Raw genomic sequence first — 25,867 nt, forward strand, 5'->3', positions numbered from 1 at the left:
TTCTCCACGATCGCCGTGAACCAACGCAACCTGTGAAGTTGACGATGCCCATGTGAACGTGACCCCGGACAACACACCGCTCGACGCGAAGTTGTTTGTCCTGACGAAAGGGCGTGCCTAACAACCCTTCGGTTGTCAGATTCGGTCCCGCCGCGCCGGCTCTCGGCGCGGCGCCCCTCGTGCACCGAGCAACCGGAGGACACCCCCATGTCCCAGGCAGTGAAGAGCAAAACGAAGTCCCGCCTCGGCAGGATCGCCCTCGTCGCCGGCAGCGTCACCGCCCTGACCGTCGGCCTGACAGGCAGCGCCCACGCCGCCATCCTGAACCCGCTGCCGTGGAACGCGAGTACCTTCCAGGCCAAGTACATGCCGAACTTCGACTACGACGGCAACGGCTGCCTGCCCGCGGCGGCCGTCGACGCGAGCGGAAAGCTTAACGGCGGCCTCAACAACAGTGGGTCGATCACCGGCGGCTGCCGGACCAACCACCTCGGCAAGGCCAACACCTACTCACAGTCCATGTGCACGAACGACTGGTGCGCGTACGTCTACGCGCTCTACTTCGAGAAGGATCAGACCCTGGCCGGCACCGATGCCTTCGGGCACCGCCACGACTGGGAGTCCGTCGTCGTGTTCCAGAAGAGGGGCGAGGAGAGGCCCCGCTACGTCTCCGCCTCCCGGCACGGCGGCTACAGCACGCACCCGATCAACGAGGTGCCGATGGACGGCAACCGCGTCAAGATCGTCTACCACAAGGACGGCGCGAGCACCCACGCCTTTCGGTTCGCCAAGTGGGGGGAGACCCCTGAGGCCTGGCCGAGCGGGATCTGGGATCGCCCGTCCCTGGTCACTATGGAGAGAATGGCCGACGCACCGCGCAACGCCCTGTGGAACTCCAAGTGGGGCAAGGCCAACTTCCCGCTGACCGGCAACCTCAAGAGCAACATCAACAAGGCCCGGCCCTCCGCGGTCCCCGCGTTCTGACGCACGACGGGTTCTGACCCACGCGCCTGAGCCCCGCATGCCGCGGCCGCCGATGCACGCTCCCCCCTCGCGTCGGCGGCCGCTTTCGGTTCCCTGAAATGCCGGGAACGGGAAGGTTCATGCCTGCGCCACCCCGCAGGCTCTGCTGAACTGAAACGAGGGGTGTCCGCCAGTGGCGGCGGCGCTTCCTCGCCGAGCGGCTGGACGGACTGGCGCCGTTCCCGAGCGACCAGGTGCCCGTCGCATATCGAGATAGAGCCGACTCCGCGAGCGCACCGCGGCGTTCCTGGGCAAGCACCTGCGTGCGTAGTTGTCGGTCCCGTGGGCGTACAACCAGCGCCGGAGCATAGGTGAGTGCCAACGGTCATTGAGATGCCCAGGTGGGTGGCCGTTGGATGTCCAGGCTGGTGGCCGACACACACTCCACGAAACGGGTATTCAGCTCATTCTGTGCGATCACCCGCGCTCTGCGTGACACTTCTCCGGCCTTGCACAAGACGGGACGTTGGACGCGTGAATCCGCCAGGCCATTCGTACAGTCGTGGAGACGCAAAGGCCGTGAGGATTCGGATCAACATGCGGGGGCAGTAGGTCACTTCGCCGACTCCGGGACGGCACTGCGGCCGCCTGAGACTGCGATTGCCGTCACGGTTCTGACCGTCCGCGCGGCGGTGCCGCTACGCGATGCGGGGTGTCGAACAGGCCGGGGGCGATGAGACCACGCGGATGGGTGCTGGGCGAGTTCTCGGGCGGCGGGGAGGTGAGGGCGGCCACCCCGCCCTTGGTCGCGGCGTAGGCGGCCTGGCCGATCTGGCCGTCGTAGGCGGCGACCGAAGAGGTGCGACGAGGACACCGCGCTCGCACTCCACTGGCTCGGACTCGGCGATGCGCTGGGCGGCGAGCCGGAACACGTTGAAGATGCCGACAAGGTTGACACCGCCCACCCGTGCGAGGGCGTCCAGGGTCAGTGGTCCGGTGCGGAGAGCATGCGGCCCGGCGTCGCGACGCCCGCGCAGCTGACCGCGGTGCGCAGTGGGCCCGGTTCGCTCGCCGCGTCCACCGCGGCCTGCACGGTAACGTCGCAGGGGACGAAGCGGACACGGGGGTCGATGTCCACGAACTCCTTCGCGACGGCGGCCCCTGGTGAGGCCGGCAGGTCGGCGATGACCACATGGGCGCCGGCGTGCAGCAGCGTGGTGACAGTGGCGTGGCCGAGACCGCTGGCGCCGCCGGTGACCAGGGCGGCGGACCGGTGAGTTTCATGCATTCGTCATCGCCTGATCGGAGCAGGCCCTCGGCGTGGCTGAACTCGAGTGTGTCGCTGAGAGCCGCGCTGCCTGCCGGGCTGACGCCCCAGAGGGGGTGGGGCAGCAGTGGTGGTGCGGCCTCGAACAGCGAGCCCAGGGTGATGACGAGGATGAGTGCGGCGGCGGCGATGCTGATGATCTACCCCGCTCGGGCGTTGTTCGGAATGCTTCACTTCCGACCTCGACGATCAGCTCGGAGTGGCGGGGTCTCCTCCGTCTGATCCAGGAAGTCCTCGGTGGAGTCGTTCAGCTCCGTGGCTGGGACCCTGCTTTGCGTGCCGCGAGGGGCGTTTTTGAACGCCACAACCTACTTGCGGTCGGTCGTGAGTTGTTCAAGGCAGGGCGACCGGTCGGGCGGCTGTGTTGTGTCGGGTGATTGAGCTATTGCTGGGGACTTGGAGGAATGGGCACTGTCGTGGAGGACTGGAAGGACCACGGCGTCGAGGTACGCACGGAGGAAGGCCCGAGTCGGCGGTCGGCCGTCGATCAGGCCGGGGGTGATGAACGCGCCGATCAGCATGGGACCCACGTGGTCCAGTGCGGGGTTGTCCGCGCGCGCCTGGCCTCGGTCGACAGCGCGCTGCAGTACCCGGCGGAACTCTCCCATCTTCGGTTCGAGGAGCCCTTCCACGAACGCGCGCCTGAGCTCCGGGTTCTGGTGCATCGCCGTAGTGAGACTGCGCATGAGCGAGGAAGTTTGTTCCATGGTGTGCTCGTCGTCGCGCAGTAGTAAGGCGTGCAAGTCGCCGCACAGCGATCCGGTGTCGACACCGATGCTGCTGCCCGGCGAGTTGTGACGCACCGCCGCGACGACCAGTTCAGGCTTGCCGCCCCAATGGCGGTAGAGCGTCGCCTTGCTGGTCCGGGTGCGCACGGCAACAGAGTCCATGGTCAGCGAGCCATAGCCGACTTCGCGGAGCAGGTCGAGGACGGCCTCGTATAGCTCGGCCGTGCGCTCGGGGGTGATCCGACGACGGCGCGACGCTGCGGCTTCAGCCATGCCGTCACCTCTTCACTCCGAACCGCATGCGTACGGTGCCTGCACGCGTTCAGACAGTACCCGGAAAGCTCAGAAAACGAAACGGTTTCGTACGTCATGTGGGGCCGTAGGCGAGGGAGCCATCTGTGGGACCTGTCCGTTCGCGACCAGGACTGGATCATCGGTCCCGAACTCGCCCCGCTGCGCCGCAGTTTCACCCTCGACGACCTGGAACCGGAGGCCCGCGCCGCCGGGGTCACCGCGGCCGTGCTGGTATAGACGATCACCGTGTCGGAGGAGACTCCTGAGTTCTTGGCCCTGGCCACGCGAAGCGATCTGGTCGCAGGTGTCGTCGTGGACCGACCTGACCGCACCCGACGTCGCCGATGCCCTGGCCTGCCTGCGCGAAGGTCTCGGAGGCGCCTGGTCGGTATCCGCCATGGACCATGACCAAGATCGGCTGAATCGCCGAACCCAACCGCCTCACCCAACCCCAACCGCCTCCTCCGTCGCTGCCCACGATGCGACTCCGAGGATGCTGGGTTCTCGCACCCGTGTCCCCGTGGTCTCCCATTCGTGGGCAGCTGTCGTAGTGCCATCGCGCTTGGCGGCGCCGCTGCCCGTCCGGCGCCGGGTGCGCAGCGGATCCCGACGGGCCGGGGGGCGTGCGGGGCGGAGCGCACGTTCGCGCCTTCGTTGGCGCAGTCGCAAACGGTCGCGGCCTTCTGGAGTGAATCTGACGGGTGTCAGGTAAGCTGGGCTCCCAAGCCGGTCGCCGGCCCGGCTCGCCACGAGGGGGAGGGCGGTTCTTCCGTACAGAGCGCGACGACTCACCGACGAAGACATCTGCGCACCGCACGGCACGCAGGAACGAATGAGCAGCAGTGGAGGCAGTAGTGGGAGCACGAGCCGAGCCAGTTCGTCCGCCAGGGCGCCCCGGGGCGGGCACCCCCGAGGTGCCCGAGACCGAGAGCATCCTGCTGCGAGGGCTCGAGGCCTTCGCGGAGCTGGGGTACGACCATGCCTCCGCGCGCGAGCTGGCCCGCCGGCTGGGCGTCAGTCACAACTTTATCAACGACCGGTACGGGTCCAAGGCGGCGTTCTGGCGTGCGGTGGTGGACCACGCGCTGGGGGCACAACTGGAGCGCATGCCGCAGGTGGATCCCTCGCTGGACGACGCCGAGCGGCTTCGGCAGATCATCACCGGCTTCTATCGGACCGCGGCGGACGCGCCACTGATCGGACGGATCTTCGTCAACGAGTTCACTCTGGACACCGACCGGCTGGACTACCTGTACGACAACTACATCGCCCCGGTCCTGCAGCCTATGAGGTCCTGCATCGACCGTCTCGTGGCTTCCGGACGCATGGCGGCCGTCCCGATGGACGTGCTGTTCTTCGCGATCATCCCTCCCATCTCAGGAATGGTGGAGGTGCCGCTGGCGCGACGCCTGGGGCGGTCCGAGGCCGCGTCGCCGGAACAGCTCACGGCCACGGCGGAATCACTGGCGACGCTCGTGGTCAACGGGCTGCTCGCTTCAGGTTCGAGGGGTCGCCCCTGAGCTGGACGCAGCTCGAGAGAGCGCGGCGTCAGGCAGCGGTGAGGGTCAGTCGTTCACTGATCTCGGCCCTGCCGCGCAGTGACGTCGTTTCCGTCCGGTGCGCGACCATCGATCGTCGAGTGCCTGTTGGGAACACACCGCCCGGCAGCTTGAGTCGGCCTACCGCAAGACCGGCTATGTCACCGCACGCGCAAGCCGCTGCAGCCTCGCGACTGGGTGTTCGATCACATGCTCCTCCTGCAAGAGCTCATGGGCAGTAGAAGACCGAAGGCGATCGTGGACCAACTGGCCTTTGATCGAGTCGACGCCGGCCCGGCAGAAGCACCGCCTCGGAGGCCGCACAGGCGGTGGAGTCGTGCGGCGTTTCTCGGCAGGGCGGGGACCGGCGTAGGAGGCGCGCCGCGTACGTCGAAGACCTGAGGCACCTCTTTGACTGGCGCGGACGTAGGCACTGCGGCGCTCGGAGGTCCGGTGCGGGAAGCGGACAGCCCTGACAGGATCCGGATAGTCGCCCTTTCCGCTGGGGTTCTACGGTCCTCGAACCACGTCAACTGCTGATGGAGTGTTGCCTGAACGCGCGCGGTGCCACCTCGCCGAGCCCTCTTCATGGCAGAGGGACGACCGCACCCATCGAGAGGGGAATTCCTGCGATGCACGGCACCGCACCGTCCGCGTCCGCCGATCTCGACGAGACCACCGTCACCGAGGCGGCCGTCGCCAGCTTCCGCGACACGCCCGACCCGAGGCTGCGCGCGTGCCTGTCCATCCTGGTCAGGCATCTGCACGCGGCCGTGCGCGAGATGGAACCCACGCTGGAGGAATGGGAGGTGGCCGTGGACTTCCTCACGGCCACCGGGCAGAAGTGCGACGACACCCGCCAGGAGTTCGTGCTGCTGTCCGACGTCCTCGGGATCTCCTCCCTGGTGGAGAACATCAACCACCGAAAGTCATCCGTGGCCACGGAGGCCACCGTCCTCGGCCCCTTCCACATGACCGACTCCCCCGAGCGGGAACTCGGCGACAGCATCGACGAGGTGGGCAAGACCGAACCCTGTCTTGTCACCGGACGGATCGTCTCCGTCGACGGCACGCCTCTGCCGGGTGCGGGTGTCGACGTCTGGCAGGCTGACGAGGACGGCTACTACGACGTCCAGCGGCCCGACGTGCTGCCGCCGGGAAACGGCCGGGGTCTGTTCACTGCGGACGGCGAGGGCAGTTTCTCGTTCACCACCGTCGTCCCCTCGTACTACCCGATCCCCACCGACGGGCCCGTGGGTCGACTGCTGCTGGCCACCAACCGGCACCCCTACCGGCCGGCCCACATCCACTTCATCGCCACCGCGAACGGCCACATCCCCGTCACCACCCATATCTTCGTGGCTGAGAGCCCTTACCTGGACTCGGACGCCGTGTTCGCCGTCAAAAGCAGCCTGATCACGGACTTCCACCGCCTGGACGACCCCGGTAAGGCCGCCGAGCACGGGCTGCCCAACCCCTATGTCCACGCCCACGTGGAGCTGGTGTTGGAGCCCTCCCGGGGCGGGGGCCGCGGATGAGGCCCTTCGCGGTGCCCGCACTGCCGACCCGGGTGGTCTTCGGTTCGGGACGCCTCGCCTCTCTGCGCGACGAACTGAGGGCGGCGGGGCTCGGCTCGGCACTGTTGCTCTGTTCGGCCAGCGGCCGGGAACTGGCCCGCCGGCTGGCCGCCGAGCTGCCCGAGGCGACGGTCGGCGTCTTCGACCAGGCTCGTATGCACGTGCCCCGGCACACCGTCGAGGCCGCTGGGAAGACGGCCGTGTCCCTGGGGGCCGAGGCGTGCGTCGCCGTCGGGGGCGGCTCGGCCGTCGGCCTCGCCAAGGCCCTGGCCCTTGAAGCCGGTCTGCCGTACGTGGCCGTACCCACCACCTATTCCGGTTCGGAGATGACCGCGGTGTGGGGCATCACGGAGGCCGGCGAGAAGACCACCGGCCGCTCGGAGCGGGTACGCCCCAGGGCCGTCGTCTACGATCCCGACCTGACGATGTCCCTGCCGGCCGGGGTGTCCGTCACCAGTGGCGTCAATGCGATCGCGCATGCGGCGGAGGCGCTCTACGCTCCGGACCGCTCACCGCTGACCGACCTGATGGCAGGCGACGGGGTACGGGCGATGGCCGCCGCGCTGCCCCGCATCATGGAACGCGCCGGGGATCCGGGTGCACGGTCGAGCGCTCTGTACGGCGCGTGGTTGGGCGGCACCTGTCTGGGCCTGACGACCATGTCCTTGCACCACAAGCTGTGTCATGTGCTGGGCGGCGCGCTGGATCTTCCCCATGCGTCCACGCACGCCGTGTTGCTTCCTCATACTCTTGCCTTCAATCTGGCCGCCGCGCCCGAGGCTCGCGAGTTGATGGCCCAAGCCCTGGGCGACGACGATCCGGCGGCCTGTGTGTGGCGGTTGAACCGGAGACTGGGGGTTCCAGCGTCCCTGCGTGAACTCGGTGCCGACCGCGCAGGGTTGGTCACCGTGATCGAGCAGGCGCTTGCCGTCCCCTACGCCAACCCCCGTCCCGTGGACCGTGACGACCTCGACCGCGTTCTCACGGCGGCCTTCGCCGGCGACGCCCCGCCGCGGCTGTCCCGCACGGCATGAAGGAGTCCCATGGCCCGCCTCTTCCCGGCCCTGTGCCGGTTTCCCGACCGCATGGCGGTCCGATTCGGCTCCAGTGGTCTTACGTACGGCGAACTCGCCGCTGCGGCAACCGACTTGTCCTGCCGGATCGCCGGTGCACGGCGGGTCGCGGTCTGGGCCACCTCCTCGCCGCAGACCGTGGTCGGGGTGGTGGCCGCGCTGCTGGCCGGAGTGCCAGCCGTCCCGCTCAACCCCAAGTCGGGAGAGAAGGAACTCGGCCACATTCTGGCCGACAGCGCGCCCACGTACCTCCTGGCCGCCCCCTCCGTCGAACTGCCTGGGGTGTTGAAGGACTTGAGTCGTATCGACATCGCGCTCGGGGGCGCTCCCGCAGCCGCCGTCACCGAGCCGGAGGATGACGAGGCAGCGGCTCTGATCGTGTACACCTCCGGGACGACCGGGCCCCCCAAGGGTGCCGTCCTGCCGCGCCGCGCAGTGGCCGCCACGCTGGACGGCCTGGCCGAGGTCTGGCAGTGGACCGCCGACGATGTTCTGGTCCACGGCCTGCCGCTGTTCCATGTGCACGGTCTCGTCCTGGGCGTGCTCGGACCTCTGCGGCGCGGTGGCACCGTGCGCCACCTGGGACGTTTCACCACTGAGGGTGTGGCCGACGAACTGTCCTCCGGCGCCACCATGCTGTTCGGCGTACCGACCATGTACCACCGCATCGCGGAGGTGCTCCCGGCCGATCCGCAGCTGGCGAAGGCCCTCACCGGGGCGCGCCTTCTCGTCTCCGGATCCGCGGCCCTCCCTCTGCACGACCACGAGCGCATCACCGCCGTCACAGGCCGTCGCGTCATCGAGCGGTATGGCATGACCGAGACGTTGATGAGCACCAGCGTGCACCCGGACGCCCCGTCGGCACCCGGAACCGTCGGACATCATCTGCCGGGTGTGGAGGTGCGTCTGGTCGACGACGCCGGCACCGCACTCGTCGGCGACGGCCCGGACCATGTCGGCGAGATCCAGGTCCGCGGTCCCAACCTCTTCACGGAGTACCTCAACCGACCGGACGCCACCGCGGAGGCATTCACCGCCGAGGGCTGGTTCCGCACCGGAGACATGGCGGTCCACGACAACGACGGATCGATCCGGATCGTCGGCCGCCGGGCTACAGACCTGATCAAGAGCGGCGGTTACAAGATCGGCGCGGGGGAGATCGAGAACGCGCTCCTGGAACATCCGGCCGTACGGGAAGCCGCGGTGACCGGTGAGCTGGACGTGGACCTCGGCCAGCGCGTCGTCGCCTGGATCGTGCCGACCGACGCCCAGGCGCCGCCCTCAACTGAGGAGTTGGCCGCTCACGTTGCTGAGCGGCTCGCCCCGCACAAGCGCCCCCGCGTCGTACGGGTCATCGCGGCCATGCCCCGCAACGACATGGGAAAGATCATGAAGCGGGTCCTGCACGGGTGAACGGTTGCCACAGCGGGGGAGACGGCGGCCAGTCGGGTCGCCGCCTCGCGTCCAGTCCTGTCCTGGTCTCCGGGACACCCGCGGCCGCGCGTACGGACAGGGGTGTCAATGACCACCAGGGACGAGTCCTCTCATCGGCGGGCTTCTCACTCACCCGGCAGCGCAGGAGTTCCTGGATCCGCATGTCCAGCACCTCAGGACGCCCTGAAGGGCGTCGAGGGCTTGGTAGAGGGTGAGACAGGTCCGGGCACATTTGGGGCCAGGCGCTGTTCGGTGAGGAGGGCGTGGGCGGCGGTCACGTGGGTGACGTGGTGGTGCCAGCCAGGCCAGGATGGGCCTTCGAAGTGGTCAAGTCCCAGGCCGTGCTTGAGCTCGCGGTAGTCGTGTTCGATGCGCCATCGGACCTTGGTCTGACGGACCAGGGCGGCGGTCGGGGTGTCCGCCAGCAGGTTGGACAGCCAGTAATCGGTCGGTCTCTCGGCGTCGGCGGGCCATTCGGCCGGCAGCCAGCAGTTGGGCAGGACCCCGTCCCACCAGCCCTGTTCGGCCGATGCGGCGGCTTTGATGGGGCGCTCGACTGCTTTGCCGACCGGGCGCACACGTCCGGCCGCGAAGCGGCAGCATAACTCCCGTCTTGAGCCGTGCCGCCAGGTGAGTGGGGTGAATGCCTCCTGACTGGGGCCTGCGGCCAGGGCTGCCACCGACGGTGCGGTCTGACGGTAACGGGGCCGGGGCAGCAGCCGATGGCCCCGTTGCGGGCCGGACGGGCTTCGTCTCGTAGGGGTGGGCGCTTACATCCGAGCGGACGGCCAGGATGTAGGCAATTCCGCGCTCGGACAGTGCGGTTCGCAGCTGTGCGTTGGTGCTGTAGGCGGCGTCGGTCACTACGACCGGAGGTGTCATGTCCCAGTCGGCGAGTACGTCGAGCATGTCCAGGGCCAGGCGCCACGTCTCACGTTGTGCGATGTCCGCCGGGATGCGGGCGAGGGCCGGGCGGTCGGTGTCCGAGGCCCACTCCCGGGGCAGGAAATGCTGCCATTGCAGCGGGCAGGACGCGGTGTCGGTCGCGTTGTGGACGCTGACCACGACCTGGCAGTTGGCCCGTTTTCCCAGGGCTCCGCAGTGCTGCGGAGCCACCCCGGCCGACATCCGGCCGTCCTTGGGCACCGACACATCGTCTCACCCACGCCGCAGGCTCGATCAACGGCAGCACGCGTTCGACGATCCGACGCTGCATCGGCACCGGATCCCACGTCGACTGGTGTACGAACTGCTGCAGGTTCTGCTCGTTGCCGTCCGGTAATCGCGAGGCCATGGCCTGAAGGGACTTGCGGCGGCCGTCCAGCATCAGTCCACGCAGCTAGAGGGCGTCTGAAAAGCCTGTCAGCGGGCAAGTTGCCTGGTCGCGGGGCGGTGCGCATTCTCGAGGGCTGGGGGTGTGCGGGCTGCGTACCCGTTACTCGACGGATCTGTCCGATGCGGAGTGGGAGATCCTCTGTCCGCTGGTTCCGGGGGTCAGGCCGGGTGGACGGCCGGCGAAACACACACGGCGGGAGATCCTCAACTCGCTGGTGTACTGGCTGCGGGCTGGCTGCGCCTGGAGACTTTTGCCGCATGACCTGCCGCCGTGGCAGACGGTCTATCACTACTGGCGGCGGTGGCAGCAAGAGGGCGTGTGGGAGCGGATGTTGACGGCGCTGCGGGAACGCGAGCGGGTGCAGCTGGGCCGGGCTCCCACTCCCAGTGCGGCCATCGTGGACAGCCAGAGCGTGCGGGCCAGTGAGCGTGGTGGCCTGCACGGCTACGACGGCGGCAAGAAGGTCAGCGGCATCAAGCGGCACCTGCTCGTCGACACCCGCGGCACCGTCCTGGTGGCCTGTGTGAGCCCAGCCAGCGTCGGCGACCGCGACGGCGCCGTGGTGCTGTTCTCCCGGGCTGCCGATGCCTTCCCGCGGCTGCGGCATATATGGGCGGACCAGGGTTACCGCGGTGCCGACTTCCATGCCTGGGCCCGGGCAGCCACCGGCATCACCGTGGAGGTCGTGCAGCGCCGCGACGGAGGATTCCGCTCGACCTGGGCCCGGGTGGGAGAACCGCCTACAGCAGTGCCTCTCTTCGCCGTGGTCCCGCGACGTTGGGTGGTAGAGCGGATCTTTGCCTGGCTGGGACGGTGCCGCCGCCTGTCAAAGGACTACGAGTACCTGCGCGTCTGCTCGGAGAGCGCCATCTACCTCACCATGGCCATGCTCCTCGTGCGCCGCCTCGCAAGACCAGCCCGCCGACAGGCTTTTCAGACGCCCTCTAGGTGATCTCCTCGGATTGTTGACGGGGGTGACGCGTTGTGATCCCTGCGGTACGCCGGTGGTAAACCCTCCAGGCCGAACGGCAGCACCGCCACCAGCCGTCGTCGAGCACGTGGCCAGGACCTGCGCGGGCAGGTCGCCCAGGAGGAATGCCAGGCGAGGAGCGTCGTATCCGACATCCGCAGCGACGAGGATGTCCGGGTCGCCGGCCTGCCACCGCCCTGCCGCGATCAATCGCTCCAGCAGATCGCGCAGCTGCCGGGCGGTGACGGTGGCGGAGTCGGCCCCCGTGCCAGGCGGAGTGCGTCCAGGGGCGCGGTCCATGAGCTGCGGCCCGACTCGAGGCACAGATGATCGAGCAGGGCCGGCATGAGGACCGGGATGTGCTGGTCCCTGCCCCGGCCGCAGGTATGGCACAGGATCCGCTGCGGTGACGTGTGGGCGCCGGGGCCGCAGCCAGCACGTGATGTCGATGGCCAGGACAAGCCGGCCGTGGGCAGCCCGCGGCAGTGGCACCGCGGCCAGGGCCCGCCGCAGCCGGCCGGTATCGACTCGACCACGGGCGATAGCGGCGTAGAGCGCGCCATGACCGCGGCGGTGTTCGCCGACCAGCGACAGCTCGGCCGGCGACCTCACCGGACCGTCACCGCACAACACGGCATCGGCCAGCTCGAACAGCGCGTCCGAACGGGCGGCGAGACAGGAGTAGAACTCGCCCCGGAAGCACGGCAGTTCCGCCAACGCCTCCTGCCGGGCATCGCGAGGCGGCAGACACATGCTCACGGCCTTCGCGCTGAACGTGTGTGTTCGTTGGTCGGAGCACATGTTCAGACGAAGGCCGCTTCCGCGTACGGCAGTTACCGGACTGAGCGATCAAGTTCGACGCACCATTCGACGCCGGACGTCAAGGGTCAAGTCAGGACGTGAAGTCACCGGCTTGCTCGATGAAGGTGTATCCAGTGACCTTCTGGCCCTCATAGACCCCGGCGACAGTTCCGGTGGCTTCCACCCGCCCGTTCGCCCTTTTGGCGGTAACCTCCTGGTTTTCGGCGCCGGTTTGTTTCACCACGAGCCGGGCGTCGGACGAGGGGATGTCGACGACCCAGCGGGTGGGGTAGGTGTTGCCGGACTCGGTGCTCGTCCAGAAGTTGGACGCCTTGCCGGCGAGGGGCGTCACCTCGACCACCTCGTAGGAGCCGTCCGGGTGCTGCACAGTGGCCCAGGAGTTCTCGGCCGTGCTGTTCAGGTCGTTCCAGACCGCGACCTTGTCGCCGTTGGAAAGGTTGAGGTTCATCCAGGTCTCATGCGCGGTTGGGGTGAACGAGACTGGGCCCCACTGTCGGTCCAGCCACGCTTTGCCGGCGGTCTTGGTCGTCTTGCCGTCGACTGTGAGAGTGCCGGTGGCTGTCAGGTTCGGGAGCGCGTACTCGTAGTTCGTGACACCGAATAGCTGGATGACGCCGTTACTGCCGTAGTTGAGGGCCGGTCCATTGTTCGTGAGCTGCAGGCCGACCGCGCCCCACGGCGTTGTGACGTTTATGGACATGTGCTGCTCGTCGCCGGTCCAGGTCATGCCCGGTGCCCTGATGTCAAGCTTCTCGCTGCTCCAGGTGAGCTTGTCGCTGGTGGCCTCGTACTTCTTGTACCAGCCAGTTTTCTCGTCGGACACGGAGACAAACAACTGCGACGAGCCGCCGGGCAATTTCACCACGTGCACCAGGATCCCGTAGTTGTGGCCGCCCCCCTTGACCCAGTTGGTGACGTAGATCGAGTCGCCCGACGTGTCGGTTTTGGCGGCGAGATCTGCCCCCGGGTTCACCTGCGCCGGGATTCCGCTGTTGACCGGCTGCGACGCGGCGGCCGCGGACGGTTGTGCTGGCTGAGCGCCCGGCAGAACTGCCGTGCTGAGCAGGGCTGCCGCGACCATGGCGCCGCCTATGCCCAGCGAGATGCGATTGGTCCACTTCAATACGGGGTCTCCCTCGGATTGTGACGGGTGTCCAGCGAGTGTGATGAGGATTTCTGGCTCGCGAGGATGAACGGGCCTGGTGAGGGCTCGGTCAGGAGGCCGCGCGCGGTGAGCTTCTGGAGTTTCGAGCGCATGCCCCTCGACGTGACGGACTTCGGTGCCACGACGCTCAATGGATACCGGCGGCCAGCCGCTCTTCCTCGGTTGTCGGTCAGAACTGGTATGGGCCGAATCGGCCCCACACGATGAGCGCGAGCAGAGCGATGTAAACAAGGTTGATGGCGGCCGGCAGCGTCTCCGAGCGCCGCAGGTGGACGACGGATCCTCCGATCGCCAGCAGGGCCCCACCGACAGCAGCCAGCGGGACGAGAACGGGGGCGATGTTCACAACAGCGGGAATGATCAGGCCGAGGCCGACCATGATCTCCAGTAGCCCGATCGCCTTGACGGTCGCATCGGAGAACTGCTCGACCCAGGCGAATACAGAGGCGAGTTGGGCTCTGGTGCGCACGAACTTCATGGTGCCGAGCGCCACGAAAACGACCGCGAGCAGAGACTGAACGATCCACAGCAGCACGTTCACGAGGTGTTCCCCGGGGGAGGTGGTGGATGGACGGAGCCCTCGACCTGTTCGTTCAGACCGGCGGGGGCACGAAGAGGCCCTTGTCCGCGTCGTTGAACATCTTGACGGTGATGAACTCGTTCATCGCGTCCGCTGTGCCCCATTGGTCGATGACGTCGGGCTGGGTGACGTCGCACAGCCGGGGGTGCCAGACGTCCTCGTCGATGACCTCGAGAGCCGTGGTGTATTCCATGACGTTGCCGGACGGGTCGAGGAAGTAGCTGAAGGAGTTGTCGCCGGCCAGGTGGCGGCCGGGTCCCCAGATCTTCTCGACGCCGGCGCGCAGGAGGCGTCCGGTGCCGCGCAGGTACTCGTCGATGCCGCGCATTTCGAAGCTGACGTGGTTCAGCGCGGGGTGTGGGCTGCGGGCGATGGCCAGGCTGTGGTGCCAGCTGTTGACCCGCATGAAGTACATGATCGGGCCCATCGCGGGGTGTGTCAGGGTGTCCGACAGTGCGAAGCCCAGGTGCTGTTCGTAGAAGGCGACGGTGCCTTCGGGGTCGGCGGAGTTGATCACGACGTGTGAGAGGCGGACCGGGATGGACTCGCGCTCCTCGATCGCCCGGTGCCGACGGGTGGCGACGCCGGAGCTGGTCTCGACGGTGCGGCCCTCGTTGTCGAAGAACCGGAAGCCGTAGCCGCCGCCGGGGGTCTGCAGGGGGCCGGGCTCGCTGACCAGCCGGACGCCCGCACTGGCGAGTTGGGCGGCGAGGGTGTCGACGTCGGCGGGGCTCTGGGCGCCGAAGGCGATCACGTCGATGCGCTTGTCGTCCGACTCGCGGATCCGGACGACGTACTGCTCGGGGCTGCCCTCGGCGGCCAGGTAGGTGACGCCCGAGTCGGTGTGCTGGGTCGTCAGGCCCCATACGCCGGTGTAGAAGGCGAGCTGCTTGGCGGCGTCGGGCACGGCGAGGTCGATGTGGCGCAGATGGGTGATCAGTCGCTGGGTCATGGTGCTTCCTCCTCTAATCCTCGGTCCTCTTTCGGCGCTTCGGTTGTCAGGACGGGTTCCGGCCGATGAAGAACTCCCGGAACGGGTCCATGCGCGGCTCGAGCCCGGCATCGATGAGGCCCTTGCGCAGGGCGTTCATCTGGGGGTCGTGGATGCGCTGGGCGGGCACCCGGAGCGGGCCGCCGTTGTAGCCCTGCAGCCAGCCCTGGAACTTCCATGCCTGCCGGTTGATGAGGGCACCGCCGTGCAGCGCCGGCGCCACGGCGCTCTGCGCCTTGCGGGCGGGGTGCGTCTTCCAGAAGATCTCGGTGGCTTCGTCGTACTTGCCGTCCCGCAGCAGGTGCATGACCCGCGGAATCAGCGGCCCGTAGTACTCGTGGTTGCTGGTGGCGGACAGCTGGATGGGCATGATCTGGGACAGCGGGATGAGGTCGCCTTCCATCGGCATGGAGATGACCACCTCGTCGCCGAACAGCCGGTGGCATTCGATGACGCTCTGAATGCTGGGGAAGCCGCCTTCGGCCTTGATGACGGCGATGTTGGGGCAGTCGTCGATCAGCCGGCGGATCAGCCGTGCGGGGATGTCGGAGGGGTGGATGCGGGGGCTGAAGCCCCACAGGACCATCGGGAACAGGATGACCGCCAGGTCCGTCGCGTCGCAGACGGCCTTGGTGTAGTCGTAGATGTCCTGCTCGGACTCGGGGTAGAAGTTCGGCGGGTAGGACAACAGCACCATGTCCGCGCCGGCCTCCTCCGCGCCGCGTACCGCCTCCAAGTTCTGCTCCAGGTTGCTCCAGCTGCCGTGGTGGACGACGACGAAGTCGCTGCCTGCCTCGTCGCGGGCGATGCGCAGGAAGTCCAGGTATTCGGGGAGGGTGATGCTGATCTCGCTGACCCCGAGGGTGCCGATGAATCCGTGGGTCCGGGCGAGCCGGACGTCGTGGCGGATGGCCTTCTCGTTGATGGTGCGCAGGTCATTCGTGAAGGACGGGATGGTGCAGTTGACGGCCCCGACCAGTTTCTCGCGGGCCCAGTCGCGTGCTTCGTCGCGCGTGAATGCAGGCATGCTCGTGTCCCTTGTCTCTTTGGTGTGTCGTGCGGTGCGGGTGGAGAGTTGTCTCTTTGGTTGTCGTGCGGTGCGGGTGGAGAGCGGCTCGTTCAGCGAGGGCCGGCGCCTTCCCAGGCCAGGTACTTCAGCTCCAGGTACTCCTCGATGCCGTAGACGGAGCCCTCGCGTCCCAGTCCGGACTGCTTGACCCCGCCGAAGGGGGCCACCTCGGTGGAGATCAGGCCGGTGTTGATGCCGACCATCCCGGCTTCCAGGGCGGCGGCGACCCGCCAGGTCCGTTCGGCGTCCCGGGTGAACAGATAGGAGGCCAGGCCGTATTCGGTGTCGTTCGCCATCCGGACCGCCTCCTCCTAGTCGGTGAAACGGATGAGAGGAAGGACGGGCCCGAAGGTCTCCTCGCGGGCGATGAGCATGCCGGGCGCGGCGTCCGCGAGCACCGTGGGCTGGAAGAACAGCCCACCGCGCTGATGACGGGACCCTCCGCACAGGACCCGGGCCCCGTCGGCCATGGCGTCGGCGAGGTGCTCCTCCACCTTCGCCACCGCGGCTTCATCGATCAGCGGTCCCTGTTTCACACCGGCCTCGAAGCCGTCGCCGACGGACAACGCCCGTGCTCTGCACACGAGTTCCTCGGCGAATCGGTCGTAAATGCCGGCCTGCACGTACACCCGGTTGGCGCTGATGCAGGCCTGGCCGGTGTTGCGGTATTTGGCGAAGAGCACACCGGCCGCCGCCACGTCCAGGTCGGCGTCGTCGAAGACGAGGACCGGGGCGTTGCCGCCCAGTTCCATGGAGGTCTTCTTCACCGTCGCCGCGGACTGTGTCAGGAGCAGTCGGCCCACCTCGGTGGAGCCGGTGAAACTCACCTTGCGCACCAGAGGGTTGCCGGTCAGCTCGGGGCCGATCTCGCGCGGGGCGCCGATCACCACGTTGAACACGCCGGCCGGAACGCCCGCCCGCTCGGCCAGCACGGCCAGCGCCAGCGCCGTGAGCGGGGTCTGCTCGGCGGGCTTGACGACCATCGTGCAGCCCGCGGCCAGCGCCGGCGCGGCCTTGCGGGTGATCATCGCCGCGGGGAAGTTCCACGGAGTGATGGCCACGCACACCCCGACCGGCTCCTTGAGCACCAGGACCCGGCGGGACGCCTCGGGGGCGGGGAAGACGTCACCCCGGATCCGCTTGGCCTCCTCGGCGAACCACTCGAGGAAGGAGGCGGCGTAGGCGATCTCACCGCGCGCCTCGGCAAGGGGTTTGCCCTCCTCCAGCACGATCAGCCGTGCCAGGTCCTCGGTGTGCTCGGTGACGAGGTCGAACCAGCGTCGCAGGACGCGCGCACGCTGTGTGGCGGAGGCGGCGCCCCAGCCGGGCAGCGCCAGGTGTGCCGCAGTCACGGCATCGGCGGTCTGGGCCGCGCTCAGAGCGGGGAGTTCGGCGACGATCTCCCCGGTCGAGGGATTCTGGACGGCGAACCGGCCGGCATCGCCCTTGTCGATCCAGGACCCGTCGACGTATGCGCCTGCACGCAGCAACTCCGGGTCGGTCAGCAGTCCTTGACCGGCGATCGTCGCATTGCTCACGGCGGTTCCTCACTTCCCCATGGGGACGACGAAGTCCGCCACCTGTGTGCCGAGTCCGAGCCGCTCGGCGTTGCGGACGCACATGGCGGCGACCGCCAGGTCCTGGACTGCGGAGCCGACCGACTTGTACAGGGCGATCTGCTCGGGGGCAGTGCGGCCGGAATGGCGGCCCGCGACGAGGTCGGCCAGTGACCCGATCCCGACCACGTCGACGCCCGCGGCCCGGGCGGCGATCAGGTCCCCGGTGTCGTCGCGGACCTCGTCCACCACGTCGCCGATGATCACGTCGGATCGCGCGATCACGGTGGTGTCCACCTCGCGCTGCTCCGGGAGCGTGGACCCGATGGACACCACGGTCATCCCCGGCCGCAGCCACTCCCCGAGCAGGGTGGGGCTTTCGTCACGGGACCGGGCCGCGCAGATGACAAGCGTCGCCTCGGCCACGGCCGATTCCGCGCTGTCGACCGCGGACACCGCGGCGGGGAGGTCGGCCAGGTCGGCCGCGAAGCTGGTACGGCTTTCCTGGCGGGGGCTGTACACCCGTACGGACTTCAGCTCCCGGACGGCGGCGACGGCCCGTACGTGGTTCCTCGCCTCGAACCCGGAGCCGATCACCGCCACGTTCAGCGGCCCGGGGAGGGACAGCAGGTCCGCGGCCAGCGCCGAACTGGCCGCGGTCCGGTAGCCCGTGACCGCGTGTCCGTCGAGCAGTGCCACGAGCCGAGAGGTGCGCTGGTCGAACAGGGAGATGAGAAAGGCACCCTTGGCGTCGTGAAAGTTCACGGCGATCTGTTTGGCACCCATCAGGCCGTCGTCCGCGGGCGCGCCACTGAGGGTGCGCAACCAGCCGTGGTCGCCGCGGGCCATGCCCCGGGCGGGGTAGCGGGCCGTGTCGACAGCTCCCGCGTAGGCATCGCGCAGGGCCGAGACGGCCTGGTTCCAGTCGAAGCCGGCGCGTACGGCGGCGTCGTCGAGCAGGAGAATCATCGGACGGACCGCTTGTCGGCGGCGACATCCATTGCTGTCTCTGTCGTTGCCGCCCCGATGGGGATGACGTGCGTGAAGTTGGAGTCCATGGTGACCCGCCTCTCTGCGTGTCCTGCGGCTCGGCGTCGAGAAGCGGAACGTCCCTCGGCCAGCCTCTTCGAAAGCGACGCTAGGAGAGGCGATAGTTCAATACAAACAATCGTTCTGGATGTATAACCATTGCTGTCATCAATACCCGAGCCCGCGGGTGAAGGAGTGTCGTCGGCCGGGCCGGGTGGGGCGGAGCGAGCCAGGAGGCAGAGGCACATGCATACTCGGTCATCACCCGTGGACCTCAACCGTGTGGATCTCAACCTCCTCATGGCGTTCGACGCGCTCATGGCCGAACGGAGCGTGACCGCGGCCGCGGCCCGCCTGTCGGTGGGCCAGTCGGCGATGAGTGCCACGCTGATCAGGCTCCGCAAGCTGCTGAACGACCCGGTCCTCATCCGCGAGGGCCGGAAGATGGTCGCCACCCCAGCCGCCGAGGCATTGGCCGGGCCCGTACGCGAGACACTGGACCGGATCCAGTCGATGCTGTCGAGCCGGCAGGTCTTCGACCCGGCCCTCGACGAACGGACCTTCGCCGTTACCGCGAGCGACTACACCGCCGTGGCCGTCCTGCACCCGCTCCTCGCCTACTTGACCACCAAGGCGCCACAGATCAGGCTGCGCGTGCAGCCGGCGGGCACCGACGCCGTCGATCACCTTGTCCGCGGCCAGACCGATCTGCTGATCGGGCCGAGGGCGGTCTTACCCGACGCCGGCGACTTCTGCCTGGAGCCCCTCTACACCGACCGCTATGTGCTCGCGGTCGACGCCGCCAACCCGGAGATCGGCGACACGGTCTCGGTCGAGCAGTTCAGCACGCTGCCGTACATCGCTACCCACTTCGATTGTCAACCATCCCTACCCGAGACGCAGTTGGACCTCCTCGGCATCCCTCGGAACTTGGAAGCCATTACCGGCATTTCCGCGGCCCCCCTCCTGCTGCAAGGCACCCGGCTCGTCACGCTTGTCCCCGAAATCCTGGGCCGTCGGATCGCACAGGCGGCGGGGCTCCGCCTGCTGGAGCCGCCGGTGCCGCTGCAGCCGCTCGCGGAAACGATGGTGTGGACAAGACGCCATGACGACGATCCGGCACACGTCTGGCTGCGCAGGCAACTGCACCGGATCGCCGACGAGATCCACGCTGACTGACTGACTGACCGGGTTGGGTGGGGTCGGGGTTTGACACGGTGCGCGCGACCACTCGCGTCACGCTGACCGGCAATCGTGCGGCCGGCTCGACGGCGGGTGGCGCACCCTGTGATGCCACGTTGACCCCTCCCCCGTGGGGCAGGGCAAGTCGCTCGGACGACGGGCTCCTTCGCGCACTCGACGACCGGAGCAGTCGGGGAGCCGGCTGCTTCGGCGCGCTCGCTCTGCTGCAGCTCGGTTGCGAGCCACCCGGGTACCGGGCCCAGCAGGGCGCTGGAAGTCGCGCGCGTGTCTTCCTCCACGGCATTGCCCGAGGGGAGGGGACGAGGACCTGCTGCCGGGTTGGTGGTCACCTCTGCGTTCGGCTCCGGTAGGGGCCGGGGAGGCGGGTTGGGTCCGGCCCGACCCGCTCTTTGGAGGGTGTTGGGAAGGACGTCGGCATCAGTCAGGAGACGCTGCGCCACCGGGTGCGGGCCGAGCGAGCCCGCTGCCGCTTCGCGTCAGCTTCCCCTCGCGGTCTCCGACGGCAGGACACCGAACCGCTTGCGATAGGCGGCGGAGAACCGCCCGAGGTGGGTGAAGCCCGCCGCGTACGCCACCTCGGTCACCGGCTGGCCGGTGTTCCGCAGCTCCCGGTGGGCGCGGCGCAGACGCAGGTCCCGTACATAGCCCATGGGGCTCGTGTGCAGGCCGTCCTGAAAGTAGTCGTGCAGGGTGCGCGCACTGCACCCGGCCGCGGCGGCTATGTCCCCGATGGTCATGGGGTCGGCGAGGTGGGCCTCGATGTACTCCAGCGCGTGCCGCAGCACGCGGGGGTGCTGCGCCCGGCCGGCGGGGCGACGCAAAGAATCGGTGTAGCTGTGGGGATGGGTGGTGAGCAGAGCCGTGACCAGGGTGCGGACATAGTGCAGCCGCACCGCGGGCTGGTCGAAGAGGCCGCCCGGGGGCCGGTCCGCTTCCGTCAGCAGCATGCGGACGAGAGCGGCCACCCCTCGTCCGGAGACGCTGGTGAGATCCAGTCCGAAGGCGAACCGCACCGGATCGGCGGGCTCCCGGCCGAGCAGGGCGGTGAGTTCGGATTCGACGAGTTCCTGGTCGATCCGGATGCCGATGCACTCCGTGCCTGCCGCGTGCGGGTGGAGCCACTGCGGGTCTCCGGCCGGCATGACGATGGCGGTGCCCTGGTCGTTGACGGCTTCGTCCCGTCCGGCCTGCGACGTCAACGCCCCGCTGGTGGCGAAGTTGAGGTAATAGGGACCGGTGACGTGGTCAGGAACGATGCGGACGTCAAGCCCCGAGGACACGTAGCCGATCGCGAAGCCTTTGCCGCTGATGCCCCGGACCTCGTAGACCTGCCCGTGGCGTGGTCTGCCGGCGGCCACGACCTCGGCCGAGCCGTACACGTCGTTGACGGCGGCCAGGAAATTATCGGGATCGGTCGACCGGACCCGTGTGAACCGCGCAAGCGTGCGTTCGATATGGATGCTCGACATTGAGTCTCCCGCGCTATTACTTTCAGGGAAGTTATGCCGATTAACATCAGAAGTCAACGGTGTAAAGTGCGAACGTGCCCGCGTTGACCGAAGGTTCCCTCGCCGCCTCGCGGAGCCTGACCGCACGACTTCTCGATTACATCCGTTCCGGGACCGCGTCTACGCGCGGGGAGCTGGCCGACCTGACCGGGCTCAGCCGCTCCAACATCGCTGAACGGGTGGCCGAGCTGACGTCGCTCGGACTCGTTGTCGAGGCCGGTACCGCGCGCTCGACCGGAGGGCGTGCTCCCGTCCGACTGGAGCTCAACGCGCGTGCCGCGTGCGTCGCGGCGGTCGACCTGTCGGCGACCGGCTTCGGCGTCGCCCTCGCCGACCTCAACGCCCGGCCTCTGACGGACCGTTTCGTGTACTGGGACATCACCGAAGGACCCGACGCGACGCTGGGCAGGATCGAGGAGGAGATCGACCGACTGCTGTCGGAGGAGTGGGTGGCGGCCCAGCCGTTGGCCGGTATCGGCGTCGGGTTTCCTGGCCCGGTGCGGTTCGACACGGCGCGCCCGGTCTCACCCGCGGGGCTGCCGGACTGGGACGACTACCCCCTGGGCGAACGGCTGGGCCGGCGCTACGGCGTAGACGTCCGGGTGGACAACGAGGCCAACATGATGGCCCTCGGCGAACACCGCCTCGGCGCGGCCCGAGGTGTGGACGACTTCGTCCTGGTCAAGATCGGCGACGGCATCGGCTCCGGCATCTTCAGCGGTGGGCGGTTGCACCGGGGGCACCTGGGCGGCTCGGGGGACATCGCCCACATCCCGGTGCCCGTCGGTACGTCCGCCGCGATCACCTGCCGGTGCGGCAAGCAGTCCTGCCTTGCTGCCGTCGCCGACGCCCGGGCCCTCGGCCGTACGGCCGTCGCCCTCGCCCAGGACGGCCGGTCCCCGGCGCTGCGGCGGGCAGCGGACCGGTCCGGCGGCCGGCTGACCGCGCGGGATCTGATGAGCGCGGCGCTGAGCGGCGACGCCGCGTGCGTACGAGCCCTTGAGGCGGCCGCCGAACATCTCGGGCGGACGGTGGCGATGGTGGTGAACGTGCTCAACCCCGAACTGGTCCTGCTCGCCGGAGACGTGATGACGGCGGCGGACGTCGTCCTCCCAGCCGTCCGCCGCACCGTCTACGCCGAGAGCACCCCGTTGACCACCCGTGCCCTGCGGATCGAACGTTCCGATCCGCAGGGGCACTTCGGTGTCGCGGGCGCGGCGGCAGCGGTCCTGGACCACATCCTCGGCGCGGAGCGGCTGGGTGACTGGTCCGTCATCGATCCTGTCCCCAGGACGTCCTGAGCGCGGCATGGGGGACCGAGGGGTCAGGCGCTCGCCGGGTCCGATCGGGGCTCGACAACATGGTGGGTACCGCCCTCGTCCGGCGCCACCGTCGAGTTCACGGGCAGCGGTCTGCGTCGTACGAGAGCCAGGGCCCCGAACGCGCCGAGCAGTCCGCCGACGGCACAGATACGGAGCGCGGACGGCAGGTCGCCGCTCGCGGCCTCGAACGCGGCCACGAGCAAGGGGGAGACGAACTGGCCGAGATAGAAGGCGGACGTCCAGGCGGCCGTGCCCCTGCCTCGTTGCGCGAAGCTGAGTCGCGCGGTGGCGCCGATGAGCAGTGCAGGGAGGATCAGTCCACTGCCGAGCCCTGCGACCAGGGCACCGGCTGTGACAGCGGCCCAGTTCGAGCCGACGCTCATCAAGAACAGGCCGAGTGCGCCGAGGCCGAACCCCGCCACCAGCAGGGTGCCTGCGGCGCCCCGCCGCGCGTACCGTATGAACACCATGGAACTGAGCATGACGCCGACGTTGGCGATGGCGGCCGAGGCACCGATGGCCCCGGTGCCGCTTCCGATGTCGTCCAGGACGAAGCTCAGCTGGACCTGCAGTGCGAAGAAGACCAGTGCCGCTCCGAACAGAGTGAGCAGCAGAACGGGGGCCAGCTGCCGCCAGGGCATCGGCGGCATCCGCTCCGCGGGGGCCTCGCTCTTCGCCTGCAGCTCCGGACGCGGCTCGTGGAGCAGGCGGAACATCACGACCAGCAGGGGCAGCGTGGCCGCGTAGACCCAGAAAGGTGTGCGCCAGCCGGCCGAACCGAGTGCACCGCCGATGGCCAGGAACACCACCGCCGCGAACGCGCTGATCGTGGCGTGCCAGGACATGTAACGGTCCCGGACGGGGCCGTCGAAGTAGTCGCCGAGCAGGGTGATGCAGCAGGTCAGGACGGCGGCTTCGACGACCCCCAGCAGGGCCCGGCTGACCAGGATGGCGGCGATCGAGTCCAGCCACACGGGCGCGACGCCGAGGATGCCGTAGGCCAGCATCGACCAGTAAAGCAGCCGGGTCCGGCCGAACTTGTCGATCAGCCTGCCGGCCACCGGACTCAGCAGTGCGACCCCCAGTGCCGGCACCGTCATGGCCAGGGGCACGAGAGTTTCGATACCGGACGTGCCGGAGAAGGCATCCTCGATGTCCGGCAGCACCGGGGCGATCAGGAGCGTGCCCAGTACCGAGGCGCAGGCGCCGACCAGCAGGACGGTCGCCTGGGGCGTTCCGGCGGGCGGTGCCCCCGAGGAGGTGGAAGGACGTGGTGCGGACATACGGCGGCTCCTCGCTCCCTGCGGATGAAGTGCCGTGACAGTAGGAGCGGACGGTCCGTCCCACTATCCGCAGGATGCGGACCTTGGCCTATTCGCGCGGAATTCGACGACCCGGACGTGCGGGCCCGGCTGGCGCCTCAGCCCCATGCCGTGAAGCGCCCCGCGGTCGTCGAACCGCCGCAGGGTGGCCCGCGATCAGCAGTAACTTCATGGCCTTGCGCTTCAGCAGTCAGCACGACCCGTACGCGTTGCCCAGGCCTGCTGCCTACCGAAGCCGAGCGAGTGCACCTCATGGACCTGCCTGGTCAGCGCGGCGATACTGGTCATGGCAGTGGTCGTGCCCTCCGGGTACGCCGGCGACCCCCATCGCCTGCCGACGTGGCGCACACCCGTTAGCGTGTATCGCCGCCGCGGTGGAACGCGCACCGTGGAGGGACTCGACGTGGAGGGCCCCAATGCCGGATCTGCCTTTGCGCCCGGAAATCTCGGAGGGCTGGCGCCGCGCGTCGCTCAGCGGGCTGGAGCCTGGTTCCGCGCTGGTGGAACCGCCGATGCGCGAGGTCGAGCGCGACAGTCGGATCATGGCAGCCGCCGCACCCGTCCTCGACGAGTTGGCTGTGCAGCTGCGCGACACCCGGTTCAGCGTGCTGCTCGCCGATGGTGAAGGGTGCATCATCGACCGCCGCTTCGGTGAGCTGAGGCTCGCCGGTGCCCTGGACGAGGTCCTCGCTGCGCCTGGTTTCCGCTACACCGAGGACGTCACCGGGACGAATGCGCTGGCCACCGCCTTCGAGATCCGGCGCGGCATCACCGTCACCGGCGAGGAGCATTTCCTGGAGCCGCTCAAACGGTTCTGCTGTTACGGAATGCCGATCGTGTATCCGATCACCGGGCGGCTGGCCGGGGTGCTCGACGTGACCGGCTATGCCGAGGACGCGACTGATCTCCTCCAGCCGTTCCTGGTTCAGGCCGCCCGGGAGATCGAGCAGCGGCTGCTGGACGGCACCAGGCGCCGTGATCAGCGGATGCTCGCCGCGTACCGGGCGCGGACGGCGCGTACGACCAATCCGGTGCTGGTGGTCGGGGACGGAGTCACGCTGGCCAACCGCGCGGCGGGAGATCTGGTCGACCCGTCCGAGGTCCGTGAACTGAGCTACGGGCTGTCCGGCGCGGAGGGCCGGTGTGCACTGCCTACGCGCGCCGGACGTGTGCTCGAAGCCTGGTACACCGTGCTCCCGGGAACCGAGCGGGCGATCCTGTTCGAGGTCCACGACGCGGATCACCCGCGCAAAGTCGTGCCGCGCGTCACGGATCCGGTGGCCGGGGCGCTGGCGCGGCACCGACGACGGCGAGCCCGGCTGCTGATCCATGGCGAGCCCGGCAGCGGGCGGAGCTGGACTGCCCGCGCTCTCGCCGGGGACGGGCCGGTCACCGAGGTCGCGGCCGCTGATGTCGGCGAGCTGCTGGACGTGCCCGGCCTCGTGGTTCTCGACGGGGTGCACCTGCTCGACGACCGCGCCGCCGTCTCGCTCGCCCGCGCGGTGGACCGCTCACCGGCCTGGGTGGCGATGATCAGCGGCCCGGACACCGAGTTGTGCGGCGAGCAGCACGGGCTCGCTGCCCGGTGCACAGTCCGGTGGGAGACTACCCCGCTGCGGATGCGGCGTTCGGAGATTCCCGCCCTCGCCCGGTCGCTCCTCGGCCGCCGGGCGCGCATCACGCCCGCCGCACTGGAGGTGCTTGCCCGCCAGCCATGGCCGGGCAACCTAGCCGAGCTGGCCGCGACCCTGGCTGGCCTCGCCGAGCGTGCGACGGGCGGGCTGATCACGGACGCCGACCTGTCGGCGCGGTTCCGGCGCACCGGGCGGGTGCTGTCGGTGCTGGAACAGGCCGAGTTCGACGCGATCACCTCCGTGCTGGACCGGTGCGGCGGTAACAAGGCCCACGCCGCGGAACGGCTGGGCATCAGCCGCACCACCCTCTACCGCAAGCTGCGTGACCTCGGCCTCGACTGACGCCACTGTTCCGAAAGTGCACAGTTACGCACCGTCGCGACGCTCCACCATGGGGTTCAGAGCCCACCACAACGGCGTAGGAGG

Annotated in this window: 18 protein-coding genes and 5 pseudogenes; 10 read left to right on the forward strand and 13 right to left on the reverse strand. The window is 68.7% G+C overall.

The window, feature by feature from the left end; all coding sequences use genetic code 11:
- Nucleotides 1–207 precede the first annotated feature (207 nt).
- Nucleotides 208–984, forward strand: coding sequence for an NPP1 family protein (locus OG252_RS44470; protein ID WP_329343393.1), 777 nt, complete (start codon nucleotides 208–210; stop codon nucleotides 982–984).
- A 645-nt stretch (nucleotides 985–1,629) separates the two neighbouring features.
- Here OG252_RS44470 and OG252_RS44475 read toward each other — a convergent pair.
- From OG252_RS44475 to OG252_RS44485, 3 genes and pseudogenes are all read right to left on the reverse strand, one after another.
- Nucleotides 1,630–1,848, reverse strand: coding sequence for a hypothetical protein (locus tag OG252_RS44475; protein WP_329343395.1), 219 nt, complete (start codon nucleotides 1,846–1,848; stop codon nucleotides 1,630–1,632).
- A gap of 100 nt (nucleotides 1,849–1,948) precedes the next feature.
- Entirely contained in the window at nucleotides 1,949–2,251 is a 303-nt protein-coding gene (locus OG252_RS44480; RefSeq protein ID WP_329343397.1) for an SDR family NAD(P)-dependent oxidoreductase, read from the reverse strand.
- A 458-nt stretch (nucleotides 2,252–2,709) separates the two neighbouring features.
- Nucleotides 2,710–3,291 (reverse strand): annotated as a pseudogene (locus OG252_RS44485) (TetR/AcrR family transcriptional regulator); the annotation flags it as partial.
- 96 nt (nucleotides 3,292–3,387) lie between these two features.
- On the opposite strand from OG252_RS44485, the pseudogene OG252_RS44490 reads away from it, so the two are divergent.
- The 5 genes and pseudogenes from OG252_RS44490 to OG252_RS44510 all read left to right on the forward strand — a co-directional run.
- Nucleotides 3,388–3,691: pseudogene (locus OG252_RS44490) on the forward strand (amidohydrolase family protein); the annotation flags it as partial.
- 535 nt (nucleotides 3,692–4,226) lie between these two features.
- A complete protein-coding gene (locus OG252_RS44495) occupies nucleotides 4,227–4,832 on the forward strand; it encodes a TetR/AcrR family transcriptional regulator (protein WP_329343399.1) in 606 nt (201 codons plus the stop codon).
- A gap of 650 nt (nucleotides 4,833–5,482) precedes the next feature.
- Nucleotides 5,483–6,388, forward strand: coding sequence for a dioxygenase family protein (locus tag OG252_RS44500; RefSeq protein ID WP_329343401.1), 906 nt, complete (start codon nucleotides 5,483–5,485; stop codon nucleotides 6,386–6,388).
- Nucleotides 6,385–7,461: a maleylacetate reductase gene (locus tag OG252_RS44505; protein ID WP_329343403.1), complete on the forward strand. Its 1,077-nt coding sequence runs from the start codon at nucleotides 6,385–6,387 to the stop codon at nucleotides 7,459–7,461. Before OG252_RS44500 ends, OG252_RS44505 begins: the two co-directional genes overlap by 4 nt.
- Nucleotides 7,462–7,470: 9 nt before the next feature.
- A complete protein-coding gene (locus OG252_RS44510) occupies nucleotides 7,471–8,913 on the forward strand; it encodes an acyl-CoA synthetase (RefSeq protein ID WP_329343405.1) in 1,443 nt (480 codons plus the stop codon).
- A 194-nt stretch (nucleotides 8,914–9,107) separates the two neighbouring features.
- On the opposite strand, the pseudogene OG252_RS44515 reads toward OG252_RS44510, so the two are convergent.
- A pseudogene (locus tag OG252_RS44515) lies at nucleotides 9,108–10,273 on the reverse strand (IS701 family transposase); the annotation flags it as partial.
- 70 nt (nucleotides 10,274–10,343) lie between these two features.
- Between OG252_RS44515 and OG252_RS44520 the strand changes: the two are divergent.
- Nucleotides 10,344–11,222: an IS5 family transposase gene (locus OG252_RS44520; RefSeq protein WP_329345360.1), complete on the forward strand. Its 879-nt coding sequence runs from the start codon at nucleotides 10,344–10,346 to the stop codon at nucleotides 11,220–11,222.
- Nucleotides 11,223–11,387: 165 nt separating this feature from the next.
- On the opposite strand, the pseudogene OG252_RS44525 reads toward OG252_RS44520, so the two are convergent.
- From OG252_RS44525 to OG252_RS44555, 7 genes and pseudogenes are all read right to left on the reverse strand, one after another.
- Nucleotides 11,388–12,041: pseudogene (locus tag OG252_RS44525) on the reverse strand (transposase); the annotation flags it as partial.
- A gap of 91 nt (nucleotides 12,042–12,132) precedes the next feature.
- On the reverse strand, nucleotides 12,133–13,185 hold the full coding sequence (locus OG252_RS44530; RefSeq protein ID WP_329343407.1) for a lipocalin-like domain-containing protein: 1,053 nt from the start codon (nucleotides 13,183–13,185) through the stop codon (nucleotides 12,133–12,135).
- A gap of 211 nt (nucleotides 13,186–13,396) precedes the next feature.
- Nucleotides 13,397–13,768 (reverse strand): DoxX family protein, encoded by a 372-nt coding sequence (locus OG252_RS44535; RefSeq protein ID WP_329343409.1) that lies wholly within the window; start codon nucleotides 13,766–13,768, stop codon nucleotides 13,397–13,399.
- Nucleotides 13,769–13,820: 52 nt separating this feature from the next.
- The gene (locus OG252_RS44540) at nucleotides 13,821–14,759 is read right to left on the reverse strand and encodes a VOC family protein (protein WP_329343411.1); all 939 of its coding nucleotides are present in this window, start codon (nucleotides 14,757–14,759) and stop codon (nucleotides 13,821–13,823) included.
- A 46-nt stretch (nucleotides 14,760–14,805) separates the two neighbouring features.
- Nucleotides 14,806–15,825 (reverse strand): dihydrodipicolinate synthase family protein, encoded by a 1,020-nt coding sequence (locus OG252_RS44545; protein WP_329343413.1) that lies wholly within the window; start codon nucleotides 15,823–15,825, stop codon nucleotides 14,806–14,808.
- A 92-nt stretch (nucleotides 15,826–15,917) separates the two neighbouring features.
- Nucleotides 15,918–17,405 (reverse strand): annotated as a pseudogene (locus OG252_RS44550) (NAD-dependent succinate-semialdehyde dehydrogenase).
- Between the two features lie 9 nt (nucleotides 17,406–17,414).
- Complete coding sequence (locus OG252_RS44555; RefSeq protein WP_329343415.1) at nucleotides 17,415–18,392, reverse strand: ornithine cyclodeaminase family protein; 978 nt, start codon at nucleotides 18,390–18,392, stop codon at nucleotides 17,415–17,417.
- Between the two features lie 360 nt (nucleotides 18,393–18,752).
- Between OG252_RS44555 and OG252_RS44560 the strand changes: the two genes are divergently transcribed.
- Complete coding sequence (locus OG252_RS44560; RefSeq protein ID WP_329343417.1) at nucleotides 18,753–19,631, forward strand: LysR family transcriptional regulator; 879 nt, start codon at nucleotides 18,753–18,755, stop codon at nucleotides 19,629–19,631.
- 500 nt (nucleotides 19,632–20,131) lie between these two features.
- Here OG252_RS44560 and OG252_RS44565 read toward each other — a convergent pair whose 3' ends face one another.
- Entirely contained in the window at nucleotides 20,132–21,124 is a 993-nt protein-coding gene (locus OG252_RS44565) for a helix-turn-helix transcriptional regulator (protein WP_329343419.1), read from the reverse strand.
- Nucleotides 21,125–21,198: 74 nt separating this feature from the next.
- Here OG252_RS44565 and OG252_RS44570 point away from each other — a divergent pair, with 74 nt between their 5' ends.
- Entirely contained in the window at nucleotides 21,199–22,464 is a 1,266-nt protein-coding gene (locus OG252_RS44570) for an ROK family transcriptional regulator (protein WP_329343421.1), read from the forward strand.
- Between the two features lie 23 nt (nucleotides 22,465–22,487).
- On the opposite strand, the gene OG252_RS44575 is transcribed toward OG252_RS44570, so the two are convergent.
- Entirely contained in the window at nucleotides 22,488–23,768 is a 1,281-nt protein-coding gene (locus OG252_RS44575; RefSeq protein WP_329343423.1) for an MFS transporter, read from the reverse strand.
- A 455-nt stretch (nucleotides 23,769–24,223) separates the two neighbouring features.
- On the opposite strand from OG252_RS44575, the gene OG252_RS44580 reads away from it, so the two are divergent.
- Nucleotides 24,224–25,783, forward strand: coding sequence for a sigma-54-dependent Fis family transcriptional regulator (locus tag OG252_RS44580; protein ID WP_329343425.1), 1,560 nt, complete (start codon nucleotides 24,224–24,226; stop codon nucleotides 25,781–25,783).
- Nucleotides 25,784–25,867 lie beyond the last annotated feature (84 nt).

Origin of the sequence: Streptomyces sp. NBC_01352 (assembly GCF_036237295.1) — a bacterium.
GTDB lineage: Bacteria > Actinomycetota > Actinomycetes > Streptomycetales > Streptomycetaceae > Streptomyces > Streptomyces plumbiresistens.

Bases quoted from the DNA above. Each gene is read 5' to 3' on its own strand.
- OG252_RS44470 (WP_329343393.1), top strand. From the start codon at position 208: ATGTCCCAGGCAGTGAAGAGCAAAACGAAGTCCCGCCTCGGCAGGATC.
- OG252_RS44480 (WP_329343397.1), bottom strand. From the start codon at position 2,251: ATGCATGAAACTCACCGGTCCGCCGCCCTGGTCACCGGCGGCGCCAGC.
- OG252_RS44500 (WP_329343401.1), top strand. From the start codon at position 5,483: ATGCACGGCACCGCACCGTCCGCGTCCGCCGATCTCGACGAGACCACC.
- OG252_RS44505 (WP_329343403.1), top strand. From the start codon at position 6,385: ATGAGGCCCTTCGCGGTGCCCGCACTGCCGACCCGGGTGGTCTTCGGT.
- OG252_RS44510 (WP_329343405.1), top strand. From the start codon at position 7,471: ATGGCCCGCCTCTTCCCGGCCCTGTGCCGGTTTCCCGACCGCATGGCG.
- OG252_RS44540 (WP_329343411.1), bottom strand. From the start codon at position 14,759: ATGACCCAGCGACTGATCACCCATCTGCGCCACATCGACCTCGCCGTG.
- OG252_RS44545 (WP_329343413.1), bottom strand. From the start codon at position 15,825: ATGCCTGCATTCACGCGCGACGAAGCACGCGACTGGGCCCGCGAGAAA.
- OG252_RS44555 (WP_329343415.1), bottom strand. From the start codon at position 18,392: ATGATTCTCCTGCTCGACGACGCCGCCGTACGCGCCGGCTTCGACTGG.
- OG252_RS44560 (WP_329343417.1), top strand. From the start codon at position 18,753: ATGGCGTTCGACGCGCTCATGGCCGAACGGAGCGTGACCGCGGCCGCG.
- OG252_RS44565 (WP_329343419.1), bottom strand. From the start codon at position 21,124: ATGTCGAGCATCCATATCGAACGCACGCTTGCGCGGTTCACACGGGTC.
- OG252_RS44575 (WP_329343423.1), bottom strand. From the start codon at position 23,768: ATGTCCGCACCACGTCCTTCCACCTCCTCGGGGGCACCGCCCGCCGGA.
- OG252_RS44580 (WP_329343425.1), top strand. From the start codon at position 24,224: ATGCCGGATCTGCCTTTGCGCCCGGAAATCTCGGAGGGCTGGCGCCGC.